This is a genomic window from Gordonia sp. w5E2 (assembly GCF_036540975.1).
Lineage (GTDB): Bacteria > Actinomycetota > Actinomycetes > Mycobacteriales > Mycobacteriaceae > Gordonia > Gordonia jacobaea.
This window is the reverse complement of the sequence record NZ_CP144213.1, coordinates 3,521,457-3,545,702: the sequence shown is the minus strand read 5'-3', so window position 1 is coordinate 3,545,702 and position 24,246 is coordinate 3,521,457. Positions and strand designations below refer to the sequence as shown.

Genomic DNA, 24,246 nt, shown 5'->3' with positions numbered 1-24,246 from the left:
TTCCCGGCATTGTCGGTAGCGTGTGAATCCGCGATAACCGAAATGCCGGTTGCGTGAGAACACCGTCGAGTCGGGGGATGACAGTCCACTCCGATCCTGCGTCGCTCGAGAAGCGGACGATGCGTCGACGATGCTGACCTGACAGTGCTGACCAGATATGCAGGGGAGAACCACTGATGGCCAATGCGTTCACACGCACCAAGTCTGTCGAGCAGTCGATGGCCGACACCGACGAGCCAGACCACAAACTCCGCAAGGACCTGACGTGGAAGGACCTGCTCGTCTTCGGCGTCTCGGTGGTGATCGGTGCAGGCATCTTCACGATCACCGTGTCGACTGCCGGAGACAAAGCGGGACCCGCGATCTCGCTGTCGTTCATCATGGCGGCGATCACCTGCGCGCTGGCGGCGCTGTGTTATGCCGAGTTCGCGTCGACCGTTCCCGTTGCGGGGTCTGCATATACGTTCGGCTACGCCACATTCGGTGAGTTCCTTGCCTGGATTCTCGGCTGGGATCTGATCCTGGAGTTCGCGGTCGGTGCGGCTGTGGTGTCGAAGGGGTGGTCGAGCTACCTCGGCAGCGTGTTCGGCTTCTCCGGCGGAACCGTTGAAGTCGGCTCACACACCATCGACTGGGGCGCGATCCTCATCGTCGCGGGCGTGACGACGCTACTCGCCATCGGCACCAAGCTGTCGTCGCGTGTCAGCGCGGTGATCACCGCGATCAAGGTCGGCGTCGTGCTGCTCGTCATCGTCGTCGGCTTCTTCTACATCAAGACTGCCAACTACCAACCCTTCGTGCCGCCTGCCGAACACGCGGCAGGTGAGAAGGCTTCTGTCGATTCGACGCTCTTCTCTCTGATGACAGGAGGCGGCGACTCGTCCTACGGGTGGTACGGCGTGCTCGCCGCGGCGTCGATCGTGTTCTTCGCGTTCATCGGATTCGACGTCGTCGCCACCACCGCGGAGGAAACCCGCAATCCGCGCAAGGACGTTCCGCGGGGCATTCTCGGGTCGTTGCTGATCGTCACCGTGCTCTACGTGCTCGTCACGATCGTCGTCACCGGTATGGCGAGCTACAAGCAGCTCGCAAGCAGCGGTGGTGACTCGAAGAACCTCGCTGACGTCTTCGCGTTGAACGGGGTCACCTGGGCAGAGAAGGTGATCGCGATCGGCGCGCTGGCAGGCTTGACGACCGTCGTCATGGTCCTGATGCTCGGCCAGTCACGAGTCGCGTTCGCGATGTGCCGCGACGGTCTGTTGCCGCGCGGTCTGGCCAAGACAAGTCCGCGGTTCGGAACCCCCGTGCGTTTGACCGTTCTCATCGGCGTCGTGGTCGCCGTGGTTGCGGGCTTCTTCCCGATCAACAAGCTCGAAGAGATGGTCAACGTCGGAACGCTCTTCGCGTTCATCGTCGTTGCCGCGGGTGTCTTGGTGTTGCGTCGGACCAGGCCTGACCTCGAACGTGGGTTCAACGTGCCGGGAGGGCCGATCATTCCGGTGCTCGCGATCCTGGCGTGCCTCTGGTTGATGCTGAACCTGTCGGCGCTGACATGGATTCGCTTCGTGATCTGGATGGCCATCGGCGTGGCGATCTACCTGCTCTACGGAATGCGGCATTCGATGGTCGGCAAGCGGGAGCGCGGCGAGGTCGAAGGAGTTGCCGTCCACAAGCAGGCGTGAGCCTCGCCGTCGCGGGACCACAGGCACCGCGTTGCTCGCTCCCGAGGTGTGGCCAGCCTCAGCAGTGTCTGAAGTGTTAGATAGCCTCGTAGGGGAGTGACTCCCGGTTGCGCATCTCGCGTACCCGCTCAATCGGTCGTCGGCGAACAGTCGGCGCGACACCTCACACAGGCGCGTGCCCAGCGGCACACATCGGTGACATGCGATTTCACGGACAAGGGGATGACATGACCATGGTGCAGAACGAGGCACCTCAGGTGGACACCAAGAACGGCATCGACTACAAGGTCGCCGACCTGTCGCTTGCCGAGTTCGGCCGCAAGGAGATCGGGCTCGCCGAGCACGAGATGCCGGGCCTGATGTCGCTGCGTCGCGAATACGCTGACGTCGCGCCGCTGAAGGGTGCGCGCATCTCCGGTTCGCTGCACATGACCGTGCAGACCGCAGTGCTGATCGAGACCCTCGTCGCGCTCGGCGCGCAGGTTCGGTGGGCGTCGTGCAACATCTTCTCCACCCAGGACCATGCCGCAGCCGCGATCGTCGTCGGGCCGCACGGCACCGTCGACGAGCCGAAGGGCGTTCCGGTCTTCGCCTGGAAGGGCGAGACGCTCGAGGAGTACTGGTGGGCTGCGGAGCAGATGCTCACCTGGCCCGACGAGCCCGCCAACATGATCCTCGACGACGGCGGCGACGCCACCATGCTCGTCTTGCGCGGTGCGCAGTTCGAGCAGGCGGGTGTGGTCCCGCCCGCAGACGACGACGATCCCGCCGAGTACAAGGTGTTCCTCGAACTGCTGCGTGCCACTTTCGCCGAGGACAAGACCAAGTGGACGAAGATTGCCGAGTCGGTCAAGGGCGTTACCGAGGAGACAACCACGGGTGTCCTGCGGCTCTACCAGTTCGCTGCTGCCGGTGAACTGTCGTTCCCCGCGATCAACGTCAACGACTCGGTCACCAAGAGCAAGTTCGACAACAAGTACGGCACACGCCACTCGCTGATCGACGGAATCAACCGCGGCACCGACGTCCTCATCGGCGGCAAGAAGGTGCTGATCTGCGGCTACGGAGACGTCGGCAAGGGTTGCGCTGAGTCGCTCGCAGGGCAGGGCGCTCGCGTGCAGGTCACCGAGATCGATCCGATCAACGCACTGCAGGCGCTCATGGACGGATTCGACGTCGTCACCGTCGAGCAGGCGATCGGCGACGCCGACATCGTCGTCACGTCGACGGGCAACAAGGACATCATCCTGCTCGAGCACATGAAGAAGATGAAGAACCAGGCCATCCTCGGCAACATCGGTCACTTCGACAACGAGATCGACATGGCAGGCCTGGAGAACTCGGGCGCGACCCGCATCAACATCAAGCCGCAGGTCGACCAGTGGATCTTCGGCGACGGCAAGTCCATCCTCGTTCTCAGCGAAGGCCGACTGCTCAACCTCGGCAACGCGACGGGCCACCCGTCGTTCGTGATGAGCAACAGCTTCTCCAACCAGGTGATCGCGCAGATCGAGCTGTGGACCAAGAACAACGAGTACGACAACGAGGTCTACCGGCTGCCCAAGCATCTCGACGAGAAGGTCGCGAAGATCCACGTCGAGGCGCTCGGTGGCACTCTGACCAAGCTCACCAAGGAGCAGGCGGAGTACATCAACGTCGACGTCGAGGGTCCGTACAAGCCCGAGCACTACCGCTACTGATCGGTCCGCTCGCGACCCACCAGGGGTGATGCGAGCCGGAACCGACCGATACGAGCCGGGGGCGTCGACAACTGTTGTCGACGCCCCCGGCTCGTTGTGGGAGCGGTGCGCACGTGTGCCTTATGTGCTGAACGAGGGCTCGGCGTTGGGGCAGAAGTACCAGGTGCCCTTCTCGTTGCTGAACGTCGCCTTGGCGGTCTTGGTCTGGGTGGCTCGGACGCCGTCGGTCACGTGGGTGTCGACGAGCGAGCGCGCGACGTCGCCGCTGACGAGTACGGCCGACATGCCGTCGAGCACCACGGTGCCCCTGCCCTGAGGTGTCCGAACCTGGTCGCGCAGCCCGGTGCATGTCGCGGCCTTGATCTGATCCAGGTTGCCCGAGTTGTATGCGTCGAGGTAGCGCTGCATCGCCGCACGGACCGCCACGGCTTGCTTGTCATTTGCGGGCGCGTCGGCAGAGTCGTCGTTCGGGCCGCCCTGAGTGCCCGCACCACCCTGATCAGAATCGCCGGGTGCCGTCTGTCCGGGCGACGCGGTCGCAACCGTCGATGTCGAACCGCTGCTGATCGACGTGAGAGCGACGACGAGCACCACGCCGAGGGTCAGGATCGCCACGACACCCGCCACGATTCCCGCGATCAGGCCCCGATTCAGAGTGGACTTGGTGGTCTGCATCTGCGCGAACGGTGAATCCCACCCGGGCGGCGCGGCCTGCTGCAGTCCCGGATGCTGTGCGCCTGGATGCGGCCCCTGATAGGTGGGGCCCGCCGGGTACGCGGGTCCTCCCGCATATGGCTGGGCACCCGGGTATGGCTGGGCGCCCGGGTACGGTTGCGGCGCCGATGGATGTTGCTGCGAGGTCGGGTACTGCCCCTGGGGCGGCGGTGTGCCGCGTCCCGGTCCGGGCGGGTAGGTCATGTGGCTCCTTGGCCGATGGTGTCGTCTTCGACGTTATCGAAGAGGTGAGCGGCCGCCCCAGAACCGTCATTCACTGGTGCAGTCATTCGAGCATCAGACGCGCAACGAGGCCTGCTGGTTCCACCGAATCTGCAGAATCTGTGCCGACCTCGATCCACGGCGACGCCCAGCTCTGCTCGGCGAGTTGTCGATACACGGAGTCGACGCGCATCTGCAGGTCGTCGTCGCGTTCGTATGCGTCACGTGCTCGCGACGGGTCGAGTGCCGCACGCGAGCGTGCGCGTTGCATCGCGACGGTCGCGGGCACTCCGAGCAGCAGGTGCTGGTCGGGGAGGGGAACGTCGAATCTGCCGAACTCGAGGTCGGCGACCCAGCGCACGACGTCTCCGGATGCGTCCTGTCGCAGTCGGCCCGCGCTGTAGGCGGCATTCGACGCGACGTATCTGTCGAGGATCACGACGTCGGATTCGGTGAGTGCCGTGCGGATCTGTGTTGCGGCGTCGGCGCGGTCGAGCGCGAAGAGCAGCGCCATGGCGTTGACGCTCTGACGCAGATCGCCATGCTCGCCGTGCAATGCTTCCGACGCGACATCGGCGAAAACCGACGAGCCGTATCGCGGGAATGTGAAGGTCGACACTGCGGCGCCTCGTCGTGTCAACTCGTCGACCACGCCGGTGACCAGCGTGTTCTTTCCTGCGCCGTCCAGCCCCTCCACCGCGATGAGTACTCCCACGATCGCATGGTAGGCGGGGAGGCGGTGAGAACGCGCGAGCGCGCGTCGGCGCGTCAATCACGACGGTTCGATCACGGAAGTGTCACCATTGAAGTCATGAAGCCTCGCATCCTCGTGGTCGACGACGACGCCGCGCTCGCCGAAATGCTGACGATTGTGTTGCGGGGCGAAGGTTTCGAACCCTTCGTCGTCTCCGACGGAACGCAGGCGTTGACCGCGGTTCGAGAGGTTCGTCCCGACCTCGTCCTCCTCGACCTCATGCTCCCCGGGATGAACGGGATCGACGTGTGTCGTGTGTTGCGGGCCGATTCGGGTGTGCCGATCGTGATGCTGACAGCGAAGTCCGACACCGTCGACGTCGTGCTCGGGCTCGAGTCGGGTGCCGACGACTACATGGTCAAGCCGTTCAAGCCCAAGGAACTCGTCGCGCGGGTGCGTGCGCGCCTGCGTCGCAACGACGAGGAGCCGGCCGAATTGCTCTCGATCGGACCGGTGGAGATCGACGTGCCCGCACACAAGGTCACTCGTGACGGTGTGCCCATTTCGCTGACGCCACTCGAGTTCGATCTCCTGGTGGCGCTCGCCCGCAAACCACGCCAGGTGTTCACCCGTGATGTGCTGCTCGAGCAGGTGTGGGGATACCGGCATCCGGCGGACACTAGACTCGTCAACGTGCATGTCCAGCGTCTACGCGCCAAGGTCGAGACCGACCCGGAGAATCCAGAGGTCGTCCTGACGGTGAGGGGGGTCGGCTACAAGGCCGGCCCGCCGTGATCGGTCGTTCTCGACGTCGCGTCAACAGCACTCTCGGTCGGTTCACCCGCGCGGCAGGCGGCGTAGGCCGGACATTCGGCCGCATGTGGCGGCGTTCGCTCCAGTTGCGCGTCGTCGTATCGACGCTTGCGTTGTCGTTCGTCGTGCTCCTCATCCTCGGGTTCGTGCTGATGAGTCAGATCACCGACCGGCTTCTCGAGGTCAAGTTGGGTGCCGCGACCGAAGAGGTCGAGCGTGCGCGTGTCGCCGTCGAACGCGATCTCGCGAGCGGCGACGGCAATACCTCCGTGCAGAACCGGCTCCGGCAGACGAGGTCGTTGCTGACCGACCGCGACGTCGACACCAGCCAGACGTCGGGAACTGTCGGCACCTTCGACAGTGTGCTCATCGTGCCTCGCTCGGGCAGCGATGGTTCGCAGTTCGGCGTCGGCCCTATTTCGGAAATTCCGCGCAACCTGCGCGACATGGTTCAGGGCGGCCAGGTCGCCTATCAGTACACGCGCGTCGCCGACGGTACCGGCGGATCGATCCCCGCGCTGGTCATCGGCACACCGACCAACTCGTCGGTTCCCGGGCTCGAGCTCTACCTGGTGTTTCCGCTGACCACCGAGCAGAACACGGTCGATCTGGTGCGCGGCACGCTGCTCACCGGCGGCGTTGTGCTGCTCGGCCTGCTCGCGGCCATCGCGTGGTTGGTATCGCGGCAGGCGGTGATGCCTGTGCGCTCTGCGTCGAGGATCGCCGTCCGCTTCGCCGACGGGCGCCTCAAGGAACGAATGCCGGTGCGCGGCGAGGACGACATGGCCCGCTTGGCCATGTCGTTCAACGACATGGCCGAGAGTCTGTCCAAGCAGATCACCCACCTCGAGGAGTTCGGCGGCCTCCAGCGACAATTCACCTCGGACGTCAGCCACGAACTGCGTACACCGCTGACCACCGTTCGTATGGCCAGCGACGTGCTCTACGAGGGCCGCGACGACCTCGACCCCGTGCGCAAGCGATCCGTCGAGCTACTCGACAAAGAACTCGACCGCTTCGAGACGTTGCTCAACGAGCTCCTCGAGATCTCCCGACACGACGCCGGAATGGCCGAACTCGCCGCTGAACGGATGGACATGGCCATCCCGATCGACGGAGCGCTCGCGACGGTCTCGCACCTCGCCTCCGACACGGGAACCGAGATCATCCTCGACCTTCCGGCCGAACCGGTCATCGCCGAGATCGACCCACGCCGTGTGGAACGCATTCTGCGCAACCTGCTCGCCAACGCCATCGACCACGGCGAACGCAAACCCATCACGCTCACCATGCGATCCGACGGCGACGCCGTTGCCATCACGGTGCGTGACCAGGGCATCGGGCTACGCCCCGGCGAGGAGAAACTCGTGTTCAACCGCTTCTGGCGGTCCGACCCGTCGAGGTTCCGTCGGTCGGGTGGCACCGGGCTCGGTCTCGCGATCAGCATCGAGGATGCCCGCCTGCACCAGGGGCGTCTCGACGCGTGGGGCGAGCCCGGTAAGGGTGCGTGCTTCCGACTGACCATCCCGTTGATCCGTGGACACAAGGTTCTCGGCAGCCCGCTGCCGCTCAAACCGGTCGGCCAGCCGGTCCGCAGTCTGCCCGCGAAGTCGTCGACGAGGACGAGTGCCACGCGACTCGACGACGCCGGGACGTCTGACGCCGGGACATCTGACGCCGACGACAGTCATGACGCCGACGCCGGGCCGGATACCGACGACAGGTCCGACGCGAGCGACAGGGAGCAACGGTGAACGCGCGCGTCCACGCCGCTACGTCACGACGACTTGCCGCACTGGTCGGGCTGCTGGTGATGGCGATTGTGCTCGCGGCGTGTGGCGGCGTGCCCGACAATTCGTCGCCTCAGCCCATCGAATCCTTCAAGCGCGAGGGACCGACGAACGCGGTTCCGGTTCCGCAGTCGGATATGGATCCCGAGGCACTCGTACGTGCGTTTTTGGAAGCCACGGCGTCGCCGACGGATGGGCATGCGGCCGCCCGCCGATTCCTGACGGCACCGTCGGCGCAGCAGTGGGACGAGCGCGGCGACGCCATCATCCTCGACGAGATCAACACGTTCGTCGATCAGCGCAGCCAGAACTCGGTGCGCATGCGTCTGGTCGGCGACAACGTCGGAGTGCTCAAGTCCAACGGGCAACTGCTGCCTGCCAGCGGGCGGGTCGAGACCACGATCAGTCTTGTTCGCGTGGGGGAGCAGTGGCTGATCGACGGCCCGCTGCCCAACGGCGCGATGATCGACAGGAGCCGGTTCGTCGCGACCTACCGTTCGGTGTCGCTGTACTTCACCGATCGCACCCATCAGCACCTGGTGTCGGACCCGCGGTGGTTGTACGGCAACCAGGACGCCGACCCGACGGTTCTGCTCAACAGGTTGATCGAAGGCCCGGCAGAGGACCTCGCATCCGGCGTCGACAACGGCTTTCCGTCGGGGTCGGCGCTGCGCGGGCAGGCGGCGCAGATCTCCGGCGGCGGTGTCCGCGTCGAACTGACGGGCCTCGGAACCCTCGGAGTTCGTGACCGAACATCGCTTGCCGCGCAGATCATCTGGACCCTCAACGCCGCAGATATCGGTGGACCGTATGTGATCAACGCGGACGGAGCGCCGCTCGTCCCGGAGCGCAGCGCCGGATGGCAGCCCGCCGACGTCAAAGCGTTCGACCCGCTCGCGACGCCAACCACCGATGTCGGGCTCAACATCGTGCGCGACGGAGCGCTGCTCAAGGTCACCGACACCGGGACCACGCCGTCGGGCGGATCGCTGGGTACCAGCCGCGACGTCCGCTCGGCGTCGATTTCTTCCGACGGCAAGGCGGTGACGGCGGTCGTCGCCTCCCGCGGTGGGCCCGGCCTGCAACTGGTGTTGGGGACATACGGCGGTGAAGTCTCCCCGCTCACCTCGGGTACGTCGATCACGCGTCCATCGTTCGGGGGAAACCAGGGGAACGACGCCGTGTGGGCGGTCGTCGACGGCAAACCTGTTCGCGTTGTGCGCGATTCCCAGAACTCCGGTCAGGTGGTGTCGACGGTCGACGTGGCGTCGATCGCGTCGATCGCGACGATTGCCCGTGGCCCGATCACCGAACTGCAGGTGTCGCCCGACGGTGTCCGTGTCGCACTTATCGTCGGCGGACAGGTGCTGCTGGCGGTCATCGCGACCAACGAGGACGGCCAGGTCACTCTGGCCAACCCGCGGATCGCCGCGTACAACGTCGGCAATCAGGCCGTGTCGCTGTCGTGGGCCACGTCGTCGACTCTCATGGTCGCCCGCGATGCCTCCGACTCCCCGGTGGTGCAGTTGCCGATCAACGGCGCTCCCGCGTCCGGCTTGATCAGCGGAAACGTGGCACCGCCCGTCCGGGCGGTCACCGCAGATGCCAGCAACGTGTACATCGGCGACCAACGCGGGATATTGCGTCTCGGCAGCACCAACGGACAGCCCGATCGGTATTGGACAGAGGTCGAGCCCGCCATGTCGCCGACCGCGATCCCCGTGCTGCCCTGAGCCTCAGACGTCCTCACGCGCCGGCGATGACGACGACGAGGTCGGCGCGCACGCCATACTCGGCGAGTACGCGGACCGATTCTGCTGCCGTTGCGCCCGTGGTCATCACGTCGTCGACCACTACCGTCGCCGTGTGAGACGACCGGTCGGTACGAGTCGGCGGCGACCGGATGCCGACGCGCTGCGCGAGGTTTCGACGTCGCGCCCTGGCGTCGAGTCCCGCGGAGTCGCGCCCGCCCGCCCGAATGGTCAGCAACGGGCGCACCGAGACGTATCGCCCGAGCTCGGTGGCCGCACACGCGGCGATCGCTGTGACCGTGTCTCCGCCACGGCGTCGAGCCGCGAGCGGCCGGGTCGGCGCGGGAACAAGGGATAGCCGCGACGCGGGTGGGATCTCGCCCCAGCGGCCGAGCGTGCACAGTGCCTCGCCCAGGGCGTGCCCCAGTGGGGCGGCGAGATCGCGTCGGCCGTGTTCCTTGAGCTCGATCACCGCCTTGCGATGAGGACCGCGATAGCGCCCGAGTGCCCACACCCCCACTCCGACCGGGACCCTCGGGGACAGCACCACGGGAGCGTCGGCGAGAAGCGCCGCGCAGCGCGCGCACCAGCGCGGCCCGGGAACATCGCAACCGCCACAAGTCACCGGGATCATGAGGTCGACGCCCGCGCGTGCGATCGCGCAGACGTGCCGTTGGGCAAGTCCTGACATGGCGCCGAGCATGCACGCCCCGGGGGACGGAAAGCATGGCGCGGCAGCGATCCGACTCACAACTGTGGATTCACTCGAGCCTGTGGAGGACACGTCGCGCGGGCACCGCTGGGCCATTGGTCCCTTATTCGAATCAACGTGGTGACGAGCCGACATAACGATGGCTAACAGGCAAACTTCCGACTACGGTCAAGGGTGCAGAAGGTAGCCGAGTCCCGATACGGGAGGTGAAGCCCCTGACAGTGGTTGTCAACCGCCGGTTGGCATGAATGAGTAGCCATTTCCTGACCTCAGTAGCCGCGAATCGTCTGGTGCTTCACGCGAGTCACAGCGGGATCTCCTTGCGCACAACGGCTTTCGAACTCTCAGATCTCTCTCGAGGTTCTCGAGACGGGGTCGGGTTGTGGTAGCACACCCAGGAGGTAGTCGAATGTCGCAAGTCGTCCATCGCAAAGGTCGGCGTGAATCAAAGGTCGGTGCCACCACCGACGAGTACGACGCAGAATTCGCTTTTGTACGGCCCCCCGGAACAGTCGAGTCCGACGAGCCGGCCGAGCCGAACGCCACGGTCGTCTTCGCCGGGCGGAATGTCGAGATACCCGAGCACTACCAGATCTACGTCCGCGACAAGCTCGCGCGACTCGAGAGGTTCGACCTCAACGTCTACCGATTCGACGTCGAACTCAATCACGAACGCAATCCGCGACAGTCCAAGGCGTGCCAGCAGGTGGAGATCACGGCCACCGGCAAGGGGCCTGTCGTCCGCGCGCAGGCGTGCGCGGAGAACTTCTACGCCGCGCTCGAGGCCAGTCTCGACAAGGTCGAGTCCCGATTGCGTCGGGTGAAGGACCGCAGACGTGTGCACTACGGGAACCGTCGGCCGATCTCGGTCGCCGAGGCAACCGAGGTGGGAGCACCGCCGCTGCGAGTCGACCAACTCACAGTCGACGAGCTTTCCGGTGACCCCGGATCCGTCGACGGCACGCAAACCTGGGACGACGGCGTCGATGACCACACACCAGGGCAGATCGTCCGCGTGAAGGAACACCCGGCCGTCCCGATGACCGTCGACGACGCGCTCTACGAAATGGAACTCGTCGGGCACGACTTCTTCCTGTTCCACGACAAGGAAACCGATCAGGCTTCGGTGGTCTATCGCCGCCACGCCTTCGATTACGGACTGATCCGGCTCGTCTGATCGGTGGCCACGGGGCACCGATCAGGCTCCCTTCAGGCGACGTCGGTACCATGGAATACGGCCTGCGTTCATGCACTCGCATGCACAGGCCGTATTTCGTGAGTAGTCGACATGAGTAAGGGACTCGATCCACGGTGCTGAACAAGCTGCTGCGCGTCGGCGAAGGCCGCATGGTCAAGCGACTCGATGCCATCGCATCGCACGTCGAGGCGTTGGAAGACGAGATCGCATCGCTCTCCGACGACGACCTGCAGGCGAAGACCGACGAGTTCAAGGATCGCATCGCCAAGGGCGAGACACTCGACGAAGTGCTGCCCGAAGCATTCGCGGTCGCCCGCGAAGCCGCATGGCGCGTTCTCGACCAGAAGCACTTCCACGTGCAGATCATGGGTGGTGCGGCGCTGCATTACGGCAACATCGCCGAGATGAAGACCGGTGAGGGCAAGACCCTGACCTGTGTGTTGCCCGCCTACCTCAACGCGCTGTCGGGCGACGGCGTGCATGTCGTCACCGTCAACGACTACCTCGCAAAACGCGACTCGGAGTGGATGGGACGCGTCCACCGCTTCCTCGGTCTCGAGACCGCCGTGATCCTCACCGGGATGACTCCGCAGCAGCGCAAGGTCGCTTACGCCGCCGACATCACCTACGGCACCAACAACGAGTTCGGGTTCGATTACCTGCGCGACAACATGGCGCACGCACTCGAGGATCTCGTGCAGCGCGGCCACAACTTCGCCGTCGTCGACGAGGTCGACTCGATCCTGGTCGACGAGGCCAGGACCCCGCTGATCATCTCGGGTCCCGCCGAGGGATCGAGCAAGTGGTACACCGAGTTCGCGCGCATTGCGCCGCTACTCGAGCGTGACGTCCACTACGAGGTCGACATCAAGAAGAAGACGATCGGCGTGCACGAGGCGGGCGTCGAGTTCGTCGAGGATCAGCTCGGCATCGACAACCTGTACGAGGCCGCGAACTCGCCGCTGGTCAGCTACCTGAACAACGCGATCAAGGTCAAAGAGCTCTTCCATCGCGACAAGGACTACATCGTCCGCAACGGTGAGGTGCTCATCGTCGACGAGTTCACCGGTCGCGTGCTCGACGGCCGTCGCTTCAACGAGGGGCTGCACCAGGCCATCGAGGCCAAAGAGGGCGTCGAGATCAAGGCGGAGAACCAGACACTCGCCACGATCACGCTCCAGAACTACTTCCGCCTGTACGACAAGCTCTCGGGAATGACCGGTACCGCGGAGACCGAGGCCGCGGAGTTCGACCAGATCTACAAGCTCGGCGTTCTCCCGATCCCGACCAACAAGCCGATGATCCGCAAGGATCAGGGCGATCTGATCTACAAGACCGAAGAGGCGAAGTTCGCCGCGGTCGTCGACGACATCACCGAACGCCACCAGGCGGGTCAGCCGGTCCTGATCGGTACGACCAGCGTCGAACGGTCGGAGTACCTGTCCCGTCAGCTCGCCAAGCGCGACATTCCGCACACCGTGCTCAACGCCAAGTTCCACGAGCAGGAAGCGCAGATCGTCGCCGAGGCCGGTCGGCCCGCAGCGGTCACGGTCGCCACCAACATGGCCGGTCGTGGTACCGACGTCGTGCTCGGCGGCAACCCCGACATCATCGCCGACACCCGCCTGCGCAAAGCCGGACTCGATCCGGTCAACACCCCCGACGAGTACGAGACGGCGTGGGAAGAGGCGATCACCGTCGCGCGTCGGGAAGCCGCTGAGGAAGCCGAAGCGGTGCGTGACGCCGGCGGTCTGTACGTGCTCGGTACCGAGCGCCACGAATCCCGTCGAATCGACAACCAGTTGCGCGGACGTTCGGGTCGTCAGGGCGATCCGGGCGAGTCGCGGTTCTACCTCTCGCTCGGTGATGAGCTCATGCGACGCTTCAACGGCGCGGCGCTCGAGACCATCATGAACCGCGTCAACCTGCCAGACGACGTCCCGATCGAGGCGAAGATGGTCACCAAGGCCATCCGCAGCGCACAGACCCAGGTTGAGCAGCAGAACTTCGAGGTCCGCAAGAACGTCCTCAAGTACGACGAAGTGATGAACGAGCAGCGCAAGGTCATCTACGCCGAGCGCCGCGTCATCCTCGAGGGCACCGAGCACCGCGAGCAGATCATGCAGATGATCGCCGAGGTCATCGGAGCGTACGTCGACGGCGCGACCGAGGAGGGTTACGCCGAGGACTGGGACATCGACGAGCTGTGGACCGCCCTGCGCGCGCTCTATCCCATCGAGCTCGACCCGCAAGAAGTTATGGGCGAGAACGAATTCGGTGAGCGCGACGACATCTCGGCCGATGAGCTCAAAGAGATCCTCGTCGACGACGCGCAGAAGGCGTACGAGAAGCGCGAGGAGGAGATCACAGCGATCGGTGGCGAGGACGCCATGCGACAGCTCGAACGCACCATCCTGCTGAGCGTTCTCGACCGCAAGTGGCGCGATCACCTCTACGAGATGGATTACCTCCGCGAGGGCATCCACCTGCGCTCCATGGCGCAGCGCGACCCGGTCGTCGAGTACCAGCGCGAGGGCTACGACATGTTCACCGGCATGCTCGAAGGACTCAAGGAGGAGACCCTCCAGTACCTGTACAACGTGCAGGTGCAAGCCGAGCCCGCTCCCACCGTCACACCCGCATCCGCTGCAGCAACTGCCGCTGCGGCCGCCGCCCGCCAGCCCGCGATGGCAGGCGCATCGGCATCGGGCAATGGTGTGTCGGGCAACGGTGCGTCGGGTAACAGCGAGGCACCGGCCGCACTGCGTGCCGTCGGTGTCGGCACCGAGGCCGACGTTCCGATGACGTACTCGGGTCCCGACGAGGACGGCGGCACGTCCGTGCATTCGGAGGAAGAGGAACTCGAAGACCCGGCACTCGTGTCCGCGTCGCGTCGCGAGCGTCGAGCCGCCGCGCGTGCCAGCGGAAAGCGTGAGGGCGCGAAGCCTCCGAAGTCCAAGCGACGTCGACGCTAGAAAATTCTCTGAAGTTCATGGAACCGGACGTACCTCGCGTGCGTCCGAGTTTTCATGACCAACACCTGCACTGATCACCCGTCGCTCGAAGCGAGTCCGGCGCCGAGTCGTATCCGGATAATGGCCGCCCCCGACTACGAGATATGCGGGTCTGTGACCCACGCAACACGTGACGAGTCGCCCGCCGCGATTCCCGCTCGCAGTGGCGCGGACATGCAGCGCCAGGAGTCGCCTCCCCGCACAGCGACCCGCGCGGCGGCCATCGCGGCACGGGAGTTCTCGGTTGGCACCCTCACGATGATCTTCGAGGTCATCTCACGTCGCCGACCCGCGTCTCACCTGCAGCATCGGGTCGGAATGCAGGTCGACGACCAGATCGACGCCCTCGCGCGGGCCAGAGCGGCGGGTGACGACATGTGCATACCCACGGTTCGACGCGTCCACGTCCAGATGTGCGACGCGGGCACCGCGGAGATCTTCGGGACATACTCGCGGCAGGGCAGGTCGCGCGCGTTCGCCGGGCGTATCGAACGCGTACCGTGCCGCGTTCGCGTCTCGGGCCAGCCTCGTGGTCGCTACAGTCCGGTGGCGACCCGCGTCGAGTACCGCTGGCAGTTGGTCGTGTTGACACTTGGATGAGTACCCTCCCGCCCGCAGCCGGCAGACGTGTCGGGTATCGCCATCACGATGTCGGCGACGGTGGTCGCAGCGCTAGGATCATCGCGTGGCGAACCGGCTGTCTCCGCGCGAGGCTATCTCCTATTTCCTCGACGGTGCGGGTGCAACCAACCATCTCGGTGCAGTCATCATCTTTCCTGGAACCAACGTCAAGAAGCGTTCCGCGACAAAGGATCTCGCGACCAACCGCGCACGGAAGAAGTCGGAACCGCCCGTACTCGACTACCCGGCGCTCGTGCGGCTCGTCGAGAACCGACTGCAACTCGTGCCGCGGTACCGGAAGGTGGTCCTGGAGGTCACCCTCGGTCTGGCCCGCCCGGTCTGGGCTGACGATCCCGATTTCGACATCAACTTCCACATCCGCCGATCGGGCTTGCCGTCGCCGGGAACGATCGCCGATCTCGAAGACCTCGTATCCCGTGTGATGTCGCGGCCCCTCGACCGCAGCCGACCGCTGTGGGAGATGTATCTGATCGAGGGACTCGAGGACGGCGGGTTCGCGATCCTGACCAAGTCGCATCGGTGTCTGATCGACGGCGGTGGCGCCGAGATGAGCGAACTCATCTGCGACGACGAGCCCGACGTCGCCCCGTTGCCCGTGGATGTCTGGATGCCCGGCCCGCCGCCCGGCACGGCCTCGTTGGCGGTCAGTGCGCTGGCCGAGGCGTTGGCGCGTCCGGGGGAGTTGATCGACTCGGTCATCGGCGGCAACGGACTGCTCGGCGAGGCGAGGTCTGTGGTTGTGGGAACGGTCCGCCGCGCAGGACGCCTGGTGCAGCAGCTCACGGATTCTGCGCCGTCGAGTCTGCTGAACGCGCCGGGGTCGTCGACTCGCACGTTTGTCTCGGCGTCGGTCCCGCGCCGCGACGTCGCAAAGATCGCCGAGCGTAACGAATGCACCGTCAACGACGTCGAACTGGCGATCATCACTGGCGCAATGCGTCATTGGCTGCTGTCCATCGACGCGGAGGGACAGTTCGGCGACACCGTGCGCGCGGTGCTTCCGCTCGGCGCCCGACAGTCCGGGGTCCTTGCGCAGGAGGAGTCACCCGAGACGTGGATCGTCACCGACGAGCCCCGGTTCGTCACCGACCTCCCCGTGGGCGAGTCCAATCCGCTGGTCCGACTCGCGCAGGTCGCGGGACTGGCCAATCGCTACGCGCAATCGTCACGACGGGTCTCACCGTCGACGCAGCCGTTGCTGAGTGAACTGGGCGTCGTGCCATTCGCGGAGCTCAGTTCGCGCGCGTTCCGGTCACTCGACCGCCGCGGGTACAACGTGCCCGTCGCGATGAACACGGTGCCGATTCCCCCGCAATATGTCTTGGGGCACAAGGTATCCGACCTGTTCGTCGTGCCCGGCCTCGTTGCAGGTCGCGCGTTGTCGGTCGGCGTGTGCGAGTACGCGGGGTCGATCGAGTTCGGGTTCACCGCCGATCGTGGTGTGATCGACGACCCCGCGCTCATCGGCGATTACGTCCGCGAGTCGTTCGAGGAACTCGCCGACGCCCATTAGTGTTGGCAGCGGAATCCAGGTAGTGCGCTGAGGATGTCGTAGGAGGAAACACGCGGTGAGGGTCTACTTTCCGGCGACGTTGACCATGCTGCTCGAACTCGACGAGACCGGGGAGTTCCGGCCGGTCGGCGGAACGGGTTTCGCACTCACTCCCGCATTGCGCGAGTCGTATGTTGCCGGTGACGACGAGGAGTTGGCGGAGGCAGCCATCCGCGAGGCAGCGCGTGCGTCGCTGCGCCTGTTGGCCGGAGAAGCCCCCGAGCCGGGCGACCCCGACGCCGAGGCCGACCTCGAAGCCGACGAGGCGACTGCCAAGCCCGGCGACACACCCCGCCTACCGCCTCGTCGGGCCGTCGTTGCCGCCGACGTCGACGACGCCACATTGCGTCCCGATCTCGACGACGCCGTCGTGAAGGTCGCCGGTCCGATCGCGAAGTCGGCGATCGCGTCTGTGTTGGTCGACGGCGCCGACGCCGAGAGTGCTGTCCGTACCGCGGTCGTGGTCATCGACGCCGCGGACTTGGGCGACCAGGACGCCGAGCTCGCCGTCGGTGATGTGGAAGACCACGACCTGGGTTGGTACGCGACCCAGGAGCTGCCGTTCCTCCTCGAGCTGCTCTGACGCGGTAGCCCCCGAGTCCGCTCACCCCGTAACCTACGGTTGCGTAGGTTAGAGTGTTGGCGTGAGGTCTACGGGGTCCCGACAGCGGGCTCCCCGTCCAACGCGCGGTCGCACGACGAGGAGTGGGAACGGTGAATCTGCGGGAGCTGCGGGAGCGGTTTGAAGAGCCGGTGTCTGGAGTGGCCGCGCGTAGTCGCGGAGCACGGTGGGCGCGTGCTGCGGTCGCGCGGATCACCACGCCGCTGTTGCCCGACGACTATCTACATCTGGCCAACCCGCTCTGGTCGGCGCGCGAACTGCGCGGCCAGGTGGTCTCGGTGACTCCGGAAACCGATGACTCCGCCACCATTCGCATCAAGCCCGGGTGGGGATTCACGCTCGACTACGCACCGGGGCAGTACATCGGGATCGGAGTCCTCGTCGAGGGACGTTGGACGTGGCGCTCGTACTCGCTGACGTCGGTACCCGATCTGACGCGCACAGAGGGCACCATCGCGATCACGGTCAAGGCAATGCCCGAGGGCTTCCTGTCGACGCACCTGGTCAAGGGGCTCGAGCCGGGAACCGTCGTGCGATTGGCCGCACCCAAGGGCGAGTTCGTCCTGCCCGAGCCACTGCCGGACAAAGTGCTCTTCCTGACCGCCGGCAGTGGCCTGACCCCGATCATCTCGATGCTGCGCATGATGCGGCATCGCGGCCAGTCGACAGACGTGCGCGTGGTGCATTCGGCGCCGACGCCCGACGATCTGCTGTTCGCCGACGAACTCGTCGAGATGGACGAGAGCGGACTCATCGACCTGCACGTGCAGTACACGAGGGCAGACGGCAAGGTCACCGCACAATCGCTCGACGAGCTCAGCCCCGACTGGCGGTCGCGCGAAACGTGGGCGTGTGGTCCTGGCGGCTTCTTGGAAATGGTCGAGGCCGCGTTCGTCGACGCGGATGCCTCCGAGCGCCTGCACATCGAGCGATTCGCACTCGAGCGTGGCGCGGTCGGCGCGCAGGGCGGAACGGTGACCTTTGGGCGAACCGGGCAGACCGCGGAGGTCGACGGCGCGACGACCCTGCTCGAAGCGGGTGAGCAGGCGGGTGTGTTGATGCCGTTCGGATGCCGCATGGGCATCTGTCAGAGCTGCGTGGTCATGCTCGACAAGGGTTGCGTGCGCGATCTGCGGTCCGGCGACGAACATGTCGCGGGCGAACGAATCCAGACGTGTGTGAGCGCTGCTGCAGGCGACTGCACACTCGATGTGTGACAAACCGCCGGGACTCTCGGCGAATGCGCAGGTCAGAAGGGCTGCGGGAAGCCCGGTGACGGTGTTCCCCGCCGCAGGGGGAGCCGACACGTTAGGCTCTGTGGGCGAGGCTGTCGACCACGGAGGGGATCCGCGTGCGAGCTGAACTGATTGAACTGACCGCGACAAGTGATGTTCCGGTGCTGACCGATGGCACCATCACGCTGCGGGCACATCAGACCGACGACGTCGATCGGATCGTCGGGTATGCCACCGATTCGTTGACGATGCGATGGGCCAAGATGCCATCGCCCTATGGTCGGTCCGACGCCGAGCGGTTCATCATCAATGCACTGCAGGGATGGCGCAACGGGACGTCGATGATCTGGGCCATCGAGCATGACGGCCAGTTTGCAGGCAGCATCGATCTCCGCGGACCCGGTCGCATTGTCGACATCGGTTTCGGGTTGCACCCCGATGCTCGCGGTGAGGGGCTCGTGCGGCGCGCGATGGTGTTGGCGATGCAGTACGCCGTCGACAACCGCGACGTCGAGGTCGTGCGCTGGGAGGCCGCCGAGGGCAACCTCACCAGTCTGCGGGCCGCACACGCCGCAGGATTCACACTGGTCGGTCGGCTGCCCGATTGGCTCGAGATGAACAGCGGCGTCGTCGACGCCTGGTGCGGCAAGTGGCATGCCGGCGAGAGTTTCGAACCCAAGACCGTCTGGCACGCAACGACTTTTGAAACCGAGCGGTTCCGGCTGCGGCCGCTGGAGGCCAAGGACGACGAGCGCATTCGAGAGACGCTCGACGACCCGATCTCGCGCAAGTACCTGTTCGGCCGGCCCGACCCGCTGACCGTCGAACATGCCGCGGCAGAGCGCACCAGGAAATGGTGGACGGCCGCGCGCGGCGAGACCTGCACCTGGGCTGTCGCCGACAAGGAAACTGACCACTACCTCGCCGACATCTCGCTGTTCAAGATCGATCCGGTGGTCGGCGCCGAGATCGGCTTCTACACGCATCCCGAGGCGCGTGGTGCCGGAGTGCTCGGAGAGGCGTTCCCCGCGTCGGTGCGGCACAGCTTCGACGTTCTCGGTCTGCGCAGGCTGACGATGTTCGCGGCCGACTCCAACGAGGGCAGCAAACGCCTTGCACTGCGCGCGGGCTTCAACGAGTTCGGCACGCAGCCGCTTGCCGCGAGCTCGGCGGGCAAGATCGAGGATCTACTCGGGTATGAACTGCTCGCCGAAGAAGGCGATCAGTAGCGTCGCTATCCCCACTAGCGTCACTTTCCCCACAGCGTTGCTGTCCCCACAAGTGTCACTGTCCCCACAAGCTGGGGCTATCCGTGGAGTGGCAACCCTGGCGAAAATCGGATGAACGCGACGGATTCACCGCCGCACTCCGAATTCGGGTGAATCATGCCTTCTCAGAACAGCGCTGGAGCGCTACTGAACGTCGACCTGTGCATTATCGGCGCGGGAGTGGCGGGGTTGAATGCGCTCGCCGTGGCAACCGAATACCTCGACGCGGGTGCTCGCGTGGTTCTCGTCGACCGCCGTGCGGACGCGGGTGGCATGTGGAACGACACGTATTCCTATGTCCGACTTCATCAGCCGTATGAGTTCTTCACCGCCGGCGATATCGCCTGGAGGTTGCGTCGCCCGCCCGACTACCTTGCGACGAAGCCGGAGGTCCTCGACCATCTGCGGTACTGCCGCGACGTACTCGCCGAACGTATCGCGCTCGACGAGTACTACGGATGGACGATGGACCGATTCGACGAACGCGCCGACGGCGTGAGCGTTCATCTCAGCGGCCCCGACGGTGGAGAGCTCGTCGTCGATACGCCGATTCTGATCAACGCCTAAGGATTCAACGTAACTCCGAATCAGCCTCTCGCGCTGAGTAGCGCGCAGGTGAAGTCGGTCTCGCCCGACTCCTTCGACTTCTCCCAGGATGACTTCACCGACACCGATACCCCGGTCTGGATCATTGGCAGCGGCAAGACCGCCATGGACACCGCCTACCTGATCACGACCAGAGATCCCGGTCGTGAAGTACATCTGGTGGCTGGTGTCGGGACGTACTTCAACAACCGCGACGCGACTTTCCCCGCGGGAATGCGGAGATGGTGGGCGGCCAAACCTGTCAGCCAGATATTCGGCTCAGTCGCCGACATGTACGACGGGACAAACGATGAGCAGGTGACCGCTGCCTACCGCGCGCGGTATGTGATCAGTCCGATGCCCGAGTCGCAGCGGTTCCTGAACGGCAACCTCTCACGATCTGAATGTGACGCGATCTCAGCTGCGTTGAGGAGTGTTGTCGCCGACTACCTCGCCGATGTCGTTGACCGAGATGGCATGCCGCAGTTGGTGTTTCGTAGTGGTGAGGAAATGTCCGTCGTTCCGGGGAGTTGGGTGGTCAACTGCACCGGCTACCTCATTCGTGAGAAATCGGCCGACGACGATCCGTACGTCTCGAAGGGTGGTCGCGTACTCACCATCAACACCGGATCGGCCATCGTCCAGTTCTCCACGTATGCCGCGTATTTCCTCACCCACCTCGCCTTCCTTGGCAAGCTCGATTCGGTGCCGCTGTACCAAATCGACATCGGTGCGGTGTTACGCCGACATCCGCAGGCGGCTATCGGGATCAGTTGCTGTCTTGCGATGTACAACATCGGGCTGATTGCCGACGAGGTGCCGCTGAAGGTCTTCACCAACTGCGGTGTCGACTTCGACAGGTGGGCTCGGATGCCGCTGCGGCTCGCGTCGTCGACCCAATTCATGCTTACCCATCGGCGCAAGCGCGAGAACTATCGCCGCGCGCTGGACATCGCCTCTCAGCGGTTGGGGTTCAATTGCGGGCCGCTCGTCGGCGCCACAGCGTAGCGACCACTGCGTGACCACAGCGATCAAGGTCACTGCGCTCCTACACTGAACACGTCTGGACAGTCTGGCGTCCGTAACCTACGATTGCGTAAGTTACGCGAACGTAGCCACAGCAACGGCACGTTTGACCCTGACCATCCGCGACCAGTGAGGACGCCCGTGGCGATCACCGACATCCCGGAGTATGCACATCTGAGCAAGGCCGACATCGAAGAGCTCGGTCGTGAGCTCGACAAGATCCGCGCCGACATCGAAGCCGACCGAGGGGAGCGCGACGCGCGGTATCTGCGCAACACCATCCGCTTCCAACGCGGCCTCGAATTGGTCGGCCGCGGACTGATCTTCGGTTCGACGCGTCGCTCGTGCTGGTGGGCGGGCGCGACAGCGCTCGGCGTCGCGAAGATCGTCGAGAACATGGAACTCGGCCACAACGTGATGCACGGGCAGTGGGATTGGATGAACGATCCCGAGGTGCATTCGACCACGTGGGAGTGGGACAACACCGGCCCCTCGGCTCACTGGAAGCACACTCACAACTACATCCATCACAAGTACACCAACGTGCTCGGCATGGACGACGACGTGGGCTACGGCCTGCTCCGTGTGACGCGCGACCAGCGGTGGCGTCCGTTCAACTACGGCAACCTCGTCTACAACACGCTGCTCGCGCTCTTCTTCCAGTGGGGCGTTGCCGCGCAGCATCTCGAGATCGGCAAGAAGCGTCGTACACCGGAGGCCAAAGCTCAGTTCCGCCGCGACCTCGCCGACGTCGGCAACAAGATCGGTCGCCAGGTCGGCAAGGATTACGTGATCTATCCGGGTCTTGCGGCTGCGGCAACCGCCGCGGTGACCAAGGGCGACGTCCGGGCATCGGCCCGCGCCTACGGCAAGGCAGCCACCGCCAACGCGCTGGGCAATGTCATCCGCAACGTGTGGAGTAATGCGGTCATCTTCTGTGGGCATTTCCCCGACGGTGCGGAGAAATTCACCAAGCAGGACATCGACAGCGAGACCCAAGCCGAGTGGTATCTGCGACAGATGTTGGGATCGGCCAACTTTCGCTGCGGATTCCTGCTCGCTTTCATGAGCGGAAATCTCTCGTACCAGATCGAGCACCACATCTACCCCGACCTCCCGAGCAACCGGCTCGCCGAGATTGCCGTCCGCGTCCAGGCGCTGTGCGACAAGTACGACCTGCCCTACACGACGGGGTCGTTCCCGCTGCAGTACGCGAAGTCGTGGCGGACGATCGCCAAGCTGTCATTGCCCGACAAGTACCTCAAGGCGACCGCCGACGACGCTCCCGAGACGGCGTCGGAGCGTCGTTTCAAGACCGAGCTCGACGAGGGAGTTCGCCTCGAGTCGGTCGTCGACCCGGTGAGTGGACGTCGACGCGGCTTGCGTAGCGCGATCCGGTCGCTGCGTGATCGGCGTCGAGGACGTGCGGCAGCGCCGACGGTGGTTACAGAACGTTCAACGCGCGCTGCCTGATCGTGAATACGGCGACCCCACGCTACCTCCGGTTACTCGCGGGTAGGGTGGGTGTTGCACACACGCGGCGTGCGACATAATGGAGTGCAATGGCTATCACCGACATCAATGAATACGCACATCTGACCGACGCGGATGTCGAGGCCTTGGGCGCCGAACTCGACGCCTTGCGGCGCGAGATCGAAGCCGATCGCGGCGAGCGCGATGTGCGTTATCTGCGCCGGTCAATTCTCGCTCAGCGCGCCCTCGAGGTCGCGGGTCGGCTTGCGCTATTCGGTTCGCACCGTCGTTCACTGTGGCTGCTCGGCACCGGTTCGCTGGCGCTGGCCAAGATCATCGAGAACATGGAACTCGGCCACAACGTCATGCACGGCCAGTGGGATTGGATGAACGATCCCGAGGTGCATTCCACCACGTGGGAGTGGGACATGGTCTGCGCGTCGCCACACTGGAAGCACTCGCACAACTACATCCATCACAAGTACACCAACGTCATCGGGATGGATCACGACGTCGGCTACAAGACGCTGCGCGTCACGCGCGACGAACCGTGGGAGGCCAAGCATGCGATCCAGCCGGTGACCAACCTCTTACTGGCTGCCGGGTTCGAGTGGGGAATCGGACTACACGATCTCGAGATCGCGGACGTCATCGCAGGCAAGAAGTCCAAAGAGGTTGCGATACCGCAGATCAAGGAATTCCTGCGAAAGATCGGCAAGCAGGTCGGGAAAGACTACGTGCTCTTCCCCGCGTTGACCGGCCCGAACTTCGTGCACACGCTCACCGCCAACGTGACCGCGAACGTGATTCGCAATGTGTGGGCCTATGTCGTGATCTTCTGCGGGCACTTCCCGGACGGCGCAGAGAAATTCACGGCCGACACCCTCGACGACGAGACGCCCGGCCAGTGGTATCTGCGACAGATGCTCGGCTCCGCGAACTTCAACGCCGGCCCGGCGATGGCATTCATGTCGGGCAATCTCTGCTACCAGATCGAGCATCACCTCTATCCGGATCTGCCGAGCAACCGCCTCGCCGACATCTCGGTACGCGTCCGCGAACTCTGCGACAAATACGACCTGCCCTATACGACGGGATCGTTGTGGGTCCAGTACCTCAAGACGCTGCGGACCATCAACAAGCTCGCACTGCCCGACCGCTTCTTGCGTGATACGGCCGACGACGCACCCGAGACCGCGTCGGAGCGACGCTTTGCCGGTCTCGACAAGGCGATGGGTCTCAAGACCGCCATCGGCGAGGTGCGTCGACGCCGGCGGTTGCGTCGTCGGGCTGGTCGGGCCTAGCTGCTGGCAGCGTTCGCGCGCAGGCGGCTGTGTGCCGCGACGCCCTGCACCGGGTGGTCGCGTTCGACGCGGGCGAAGACGGCCCACAGGATCATGCCGGCGATTGCTGTTCCAGCGCCCGCCGCACACACCAGCGCCCATCCGCCGGTCTGGTACGCCCAACCGCCGAATGCCGAACCGAGGACTCCACCCGCGAAGTAGGCAACCATGTACGCGGTCGTCAGGCGTGATCGTGCCTCGTCGTCGAGG

20 protein-coding genes are annotated in these 24,246 nt (G+C 64.9%); 16 read left to right on the top strand and 4 right to left on the bottom strand.

Going from position 1 to position 24,246, the window contains the following annotated elements; translation table 11 throughout:
* Nucleotides 1–176 precede the first annotated feature (176 nt).
* Nucleotides 177–1,682, top strand: coding sequence for an APC family permease (locus RND64_RS16050; RefSeq protein ID WP_049698895.1), 1,506 nt, complete (start codon nucleotides 177–179; stop codon nucleotides 1,680–1,682).
* A gap of 227 nt (nucleotides 1,683–1,909) precedes the next feature.
* A complete protein-coding gene (gene ahcY / locus RND64_RS16045) occupies nucleotides 1,910–3,382 on the top strand; it encodes an adenosylhomocysteinase (protein WP_049698896.1) in 1,473 nt (490 codons plus the stop codon).
* 120 nt (nucleotides 3,383–3,502) lie between these two features.
* Here the strand turns inward: ahcY and RND64_RS16040 are convergent, their stop codons facing one another.
* Together RND64_RS16040 and RND64_RS16035 are read right to left on the bottom strand one after the other, a co-directional pair.
* A complete protein-coding gene (locus RND64_RS16040) occupies nucleotides 3,503–4,300 on the bottom strand; it encodes a hypothetical protein (RefSeq protein ID WP_331436157.1) in 798 nt (265 codons plus the stop codon).
* Nucleotides 4,301–4,382: 82 nt separating this feature from the next.
* A complete protein-coding gene (locus RND64_RS16035) occupies nucleotides 4,383–5,033 on the bottom strand; it encodes a dTMP kinase (RefSeq protein ID WP_331436156.1) in 651 nt (216 codons plus the stop codon).
* Between the two features lie 96 nt (nucleotides 5,034–5,129).
* On the opposite strand from RND64_RS16035, the gene mtrA reads away from it, so the two are divergent.
* The 3 genes from mtrA to lpqB are packed head-to-tail and all read left to right on the top strand — an operon-like array spanning nucleotide 5,130 to nucleotide 9,348.
* Nucleotides 5,130–5,807 (top strand): MtrAB system response regulator MtrA, encoded by a 678-nt coding sequence (gene mtrA, locus RND64_RS16030; RefSeq protein ID WP_005170551.1) that lies wholly within the window; start codon nucleotides 5,130–5,132, stop codon nucleotides 5,805–5,807.
* Nucleotides 5,804–7,579, top strand: coding sequence for an MtrAB system histidine kinase MtrB (gene mtrB, locus RND64_RS16025; RefSeq protein WP_331436155.1), 1,776 nt, complete (start codon nucleotides 5,804–5,806; stop codon nucleotides 7,577–7,579). The genes mtrA and mtrB overlap by 4 nt, the downstream gene beginning before the upstream one ends.
* A 59-nt stretch (nucleotides 7,580–7,638) precedes the next feature.
* Nucleotides 7,639–9,348: an MtrAB system accessory lipoprotein LpqB gene (gene lpqB, locus RND64_RS16020; RefSeq protein WP_442903977.1), complete on the top strand. Its 1,710-nt coding sequence runs from the start codon at nucleotides 7,639–7,641 to the stop codon at nucleotides 9,346–9,348.
* Between the two features lie 13 nt (nucleotides 9,349–9,361).
* Here lpqB and RND64_RS16015 read toward each other — a convergent pair whose 3' ends face one another.
* The gene (locus RND64_RS16015) at nucleotides 9,362–10,057 is read right to left on the bottom strand and encodes a ComF family protein (RefSeq protein WP_331436154.1); all 696 of its coding nucleotides are present in this window, start codon (nucleotides 10,055–10,057) and stop codon (nucleotides 9,362–9,364) included.
* A gap of 430 nt (nucleotides 10,058–10,487) precedes the next feature.
* Here RND64_RS16015 and hpf point away from each other — a divergent pair, with 430 nt between their 5' ends.
* The 11 genes from hpf (at nucleotide 10,488) to RND64_RS15960 (ending at nucleotide 23,997) form a co-directional block, all read left to right on the top strand.
* The gene (gene hpf / locus RND64_RS16010) at nucleotides 10,488–11,255 is read left to right on the top strand and encodes a ribosome hibernation-promoting factor, HPF/YfiA family (RefSeq protein ID WP_049698900.1); all 768 of its coding nucleotides are present in this window, start codon (nucleotides 10,488–10,490) and stop codon (nucleotides 11,253–11,255) included.
* Nucleotides 11,256–11,389: 134 nt separating this feature from the next.
* Nucleotides 11,390–14,251: a preprotein translocase subunit SecA gene (gene secA, locus RND64_RS16005; RefSeq protein WP_331436153.1), complete on the top strand. Its 2,862-nt coding sequence runs from the start codon at nucleotides 11,390–11,392 to the stop codon at nucleotides 14,249–14,251.
* 153 nt (nucleotides 14,252–14,404) lie between these two features.
* Nucleotides 14,405–14,890, top strand: a complete 486-nt coding sequence (locus RND64_RS16000) for an Rv3235 family protein (protein ID WP_331436152.1) — start codon at nucleotides 14,405–14,407, stop codon at nucleotides 14,888–14,890.
* Between the two features lie 85 nt (nucleotides 14,891–14,975).
* Nucleotides 14,976–16,445, top strand: coding sequence for a wax ester/triacylglycerol synthase family O-acyltransferase (locus RND64_RS15995; protein ID WP_049698903.1), 1,470 nt, complete (start codon nucleotides 14,976–14,978; stop codon nucleotides 16,443–16,445).
* Nucleotides 16,446–16,500: 55 nt separating this feature from the next.
* Entirely contained in the window at nucleotides 16,501–17,067 is a 567-nt protein-coding gene (locus RND64_RS15990; protein WP_331436151.1) for a DUF6912 family protein, read from the top strand.
* 131 nt (nucleotides 17,068–17,198) lie between these two features.
* A complete protein-coding gene (locus RND64_RS15985; RefSeq protein ID WP_331436150.1) occupies nucleotides 17,199–18,323 on the top strand; it encodes a ferredoxin reductase in 1,125 nt (374 codons plus the stop codon).
* Nucleotides 18,324–18,457: 134 nt separating this feature from the next.
* The gene (locus RND64_RS15980) at nucleotides 18,458–19,570 is read left to right on the top strand and encodes a GNAT family N-acetyltransferase (protein WP_331436149.1); all 1,113 of its coding nucleotides are present in this window, start codon (nucleotides 18,458–18,460) and stop codon (nucleotides 19,568–19,570) included.
* Between the two features lie 156 nt (nucleotides 19,571–19,726).
* The gene (locus RND64_RS15975) at nucleotides 19,727–20,176 is read left to right on the top strand and encodes an NAD(P)-binding protein (protein WP_331436148.1); all 450 of its coding nucleotides are present in this window, start codon (nucleotides 19,727–19,729) and stop codon (nucleotides 20,174–20,176) included.
* Between the two features lie 48 nt (nucleotides 20,177–20,224).
* Nucleotides 20,225–21,202 carry a hypothetical protein gene (locus RND64_RS15970; RefSeq protein ID WP_331436147.1) on the top strand — a complete coding sequence of 326 codons (978 nt, stop codon included), beginning with the start codon at nucleotides 20,225–20,227 and terminating at the stop codon, nucleotides 21,200–21,202.
* Nucleotides 21,203–21,361: 159 nt separating this feature from the next.
* Nucleotides 21,362–22,693: a fatty acid desaturase family protein gene (locus RND64_RS15965; RefSeq protein ID WP_331436146.1), complete on the top strand. Its 1,332-nt coding sequence runs from the start codon at nucleotides 21,362–21,364 to the stop codon at nucleotides 22,691–22,693.
* Between the two features lie 89 nt (nucleotides 22,694–22,782).
* Nucleotides 22,783–23,997 carry a fatty acid desaturase family protein gene (locus tag RND64_RS15960; protein WP_331436145.1) on the top strand — a complete coding sequence of 405 codons (1,215 nt, stop codon included), beginning with the start codon at nucleotides 22,783–22,785 and terminating at the stop codon, nucleotides 23,995–23,997.
* On the opposite strand, the gene RND64_RS15955 is transcribed toward RND64_RS15960, so the two are convergent.
* The gene (locus tag RND64_RS15955; protein ID WP_331436144.1) at nucleotides 23,994–24,206 is read right to left on the bottom strand and encodes a hypothetical protein; all 213 of its coding nucleotides are present in this window, start codon (nucleotides 24,204–24,206) and stop codon (nucleotides 23,994–23,996) included. The two genes, RND64_RS15960 and RND64_RS15955, sit on opposite strands and share 4 nt — an antisense overlap.
* Nucleotides 24,207–24,246: the final 40 nt, after the last annotated feature.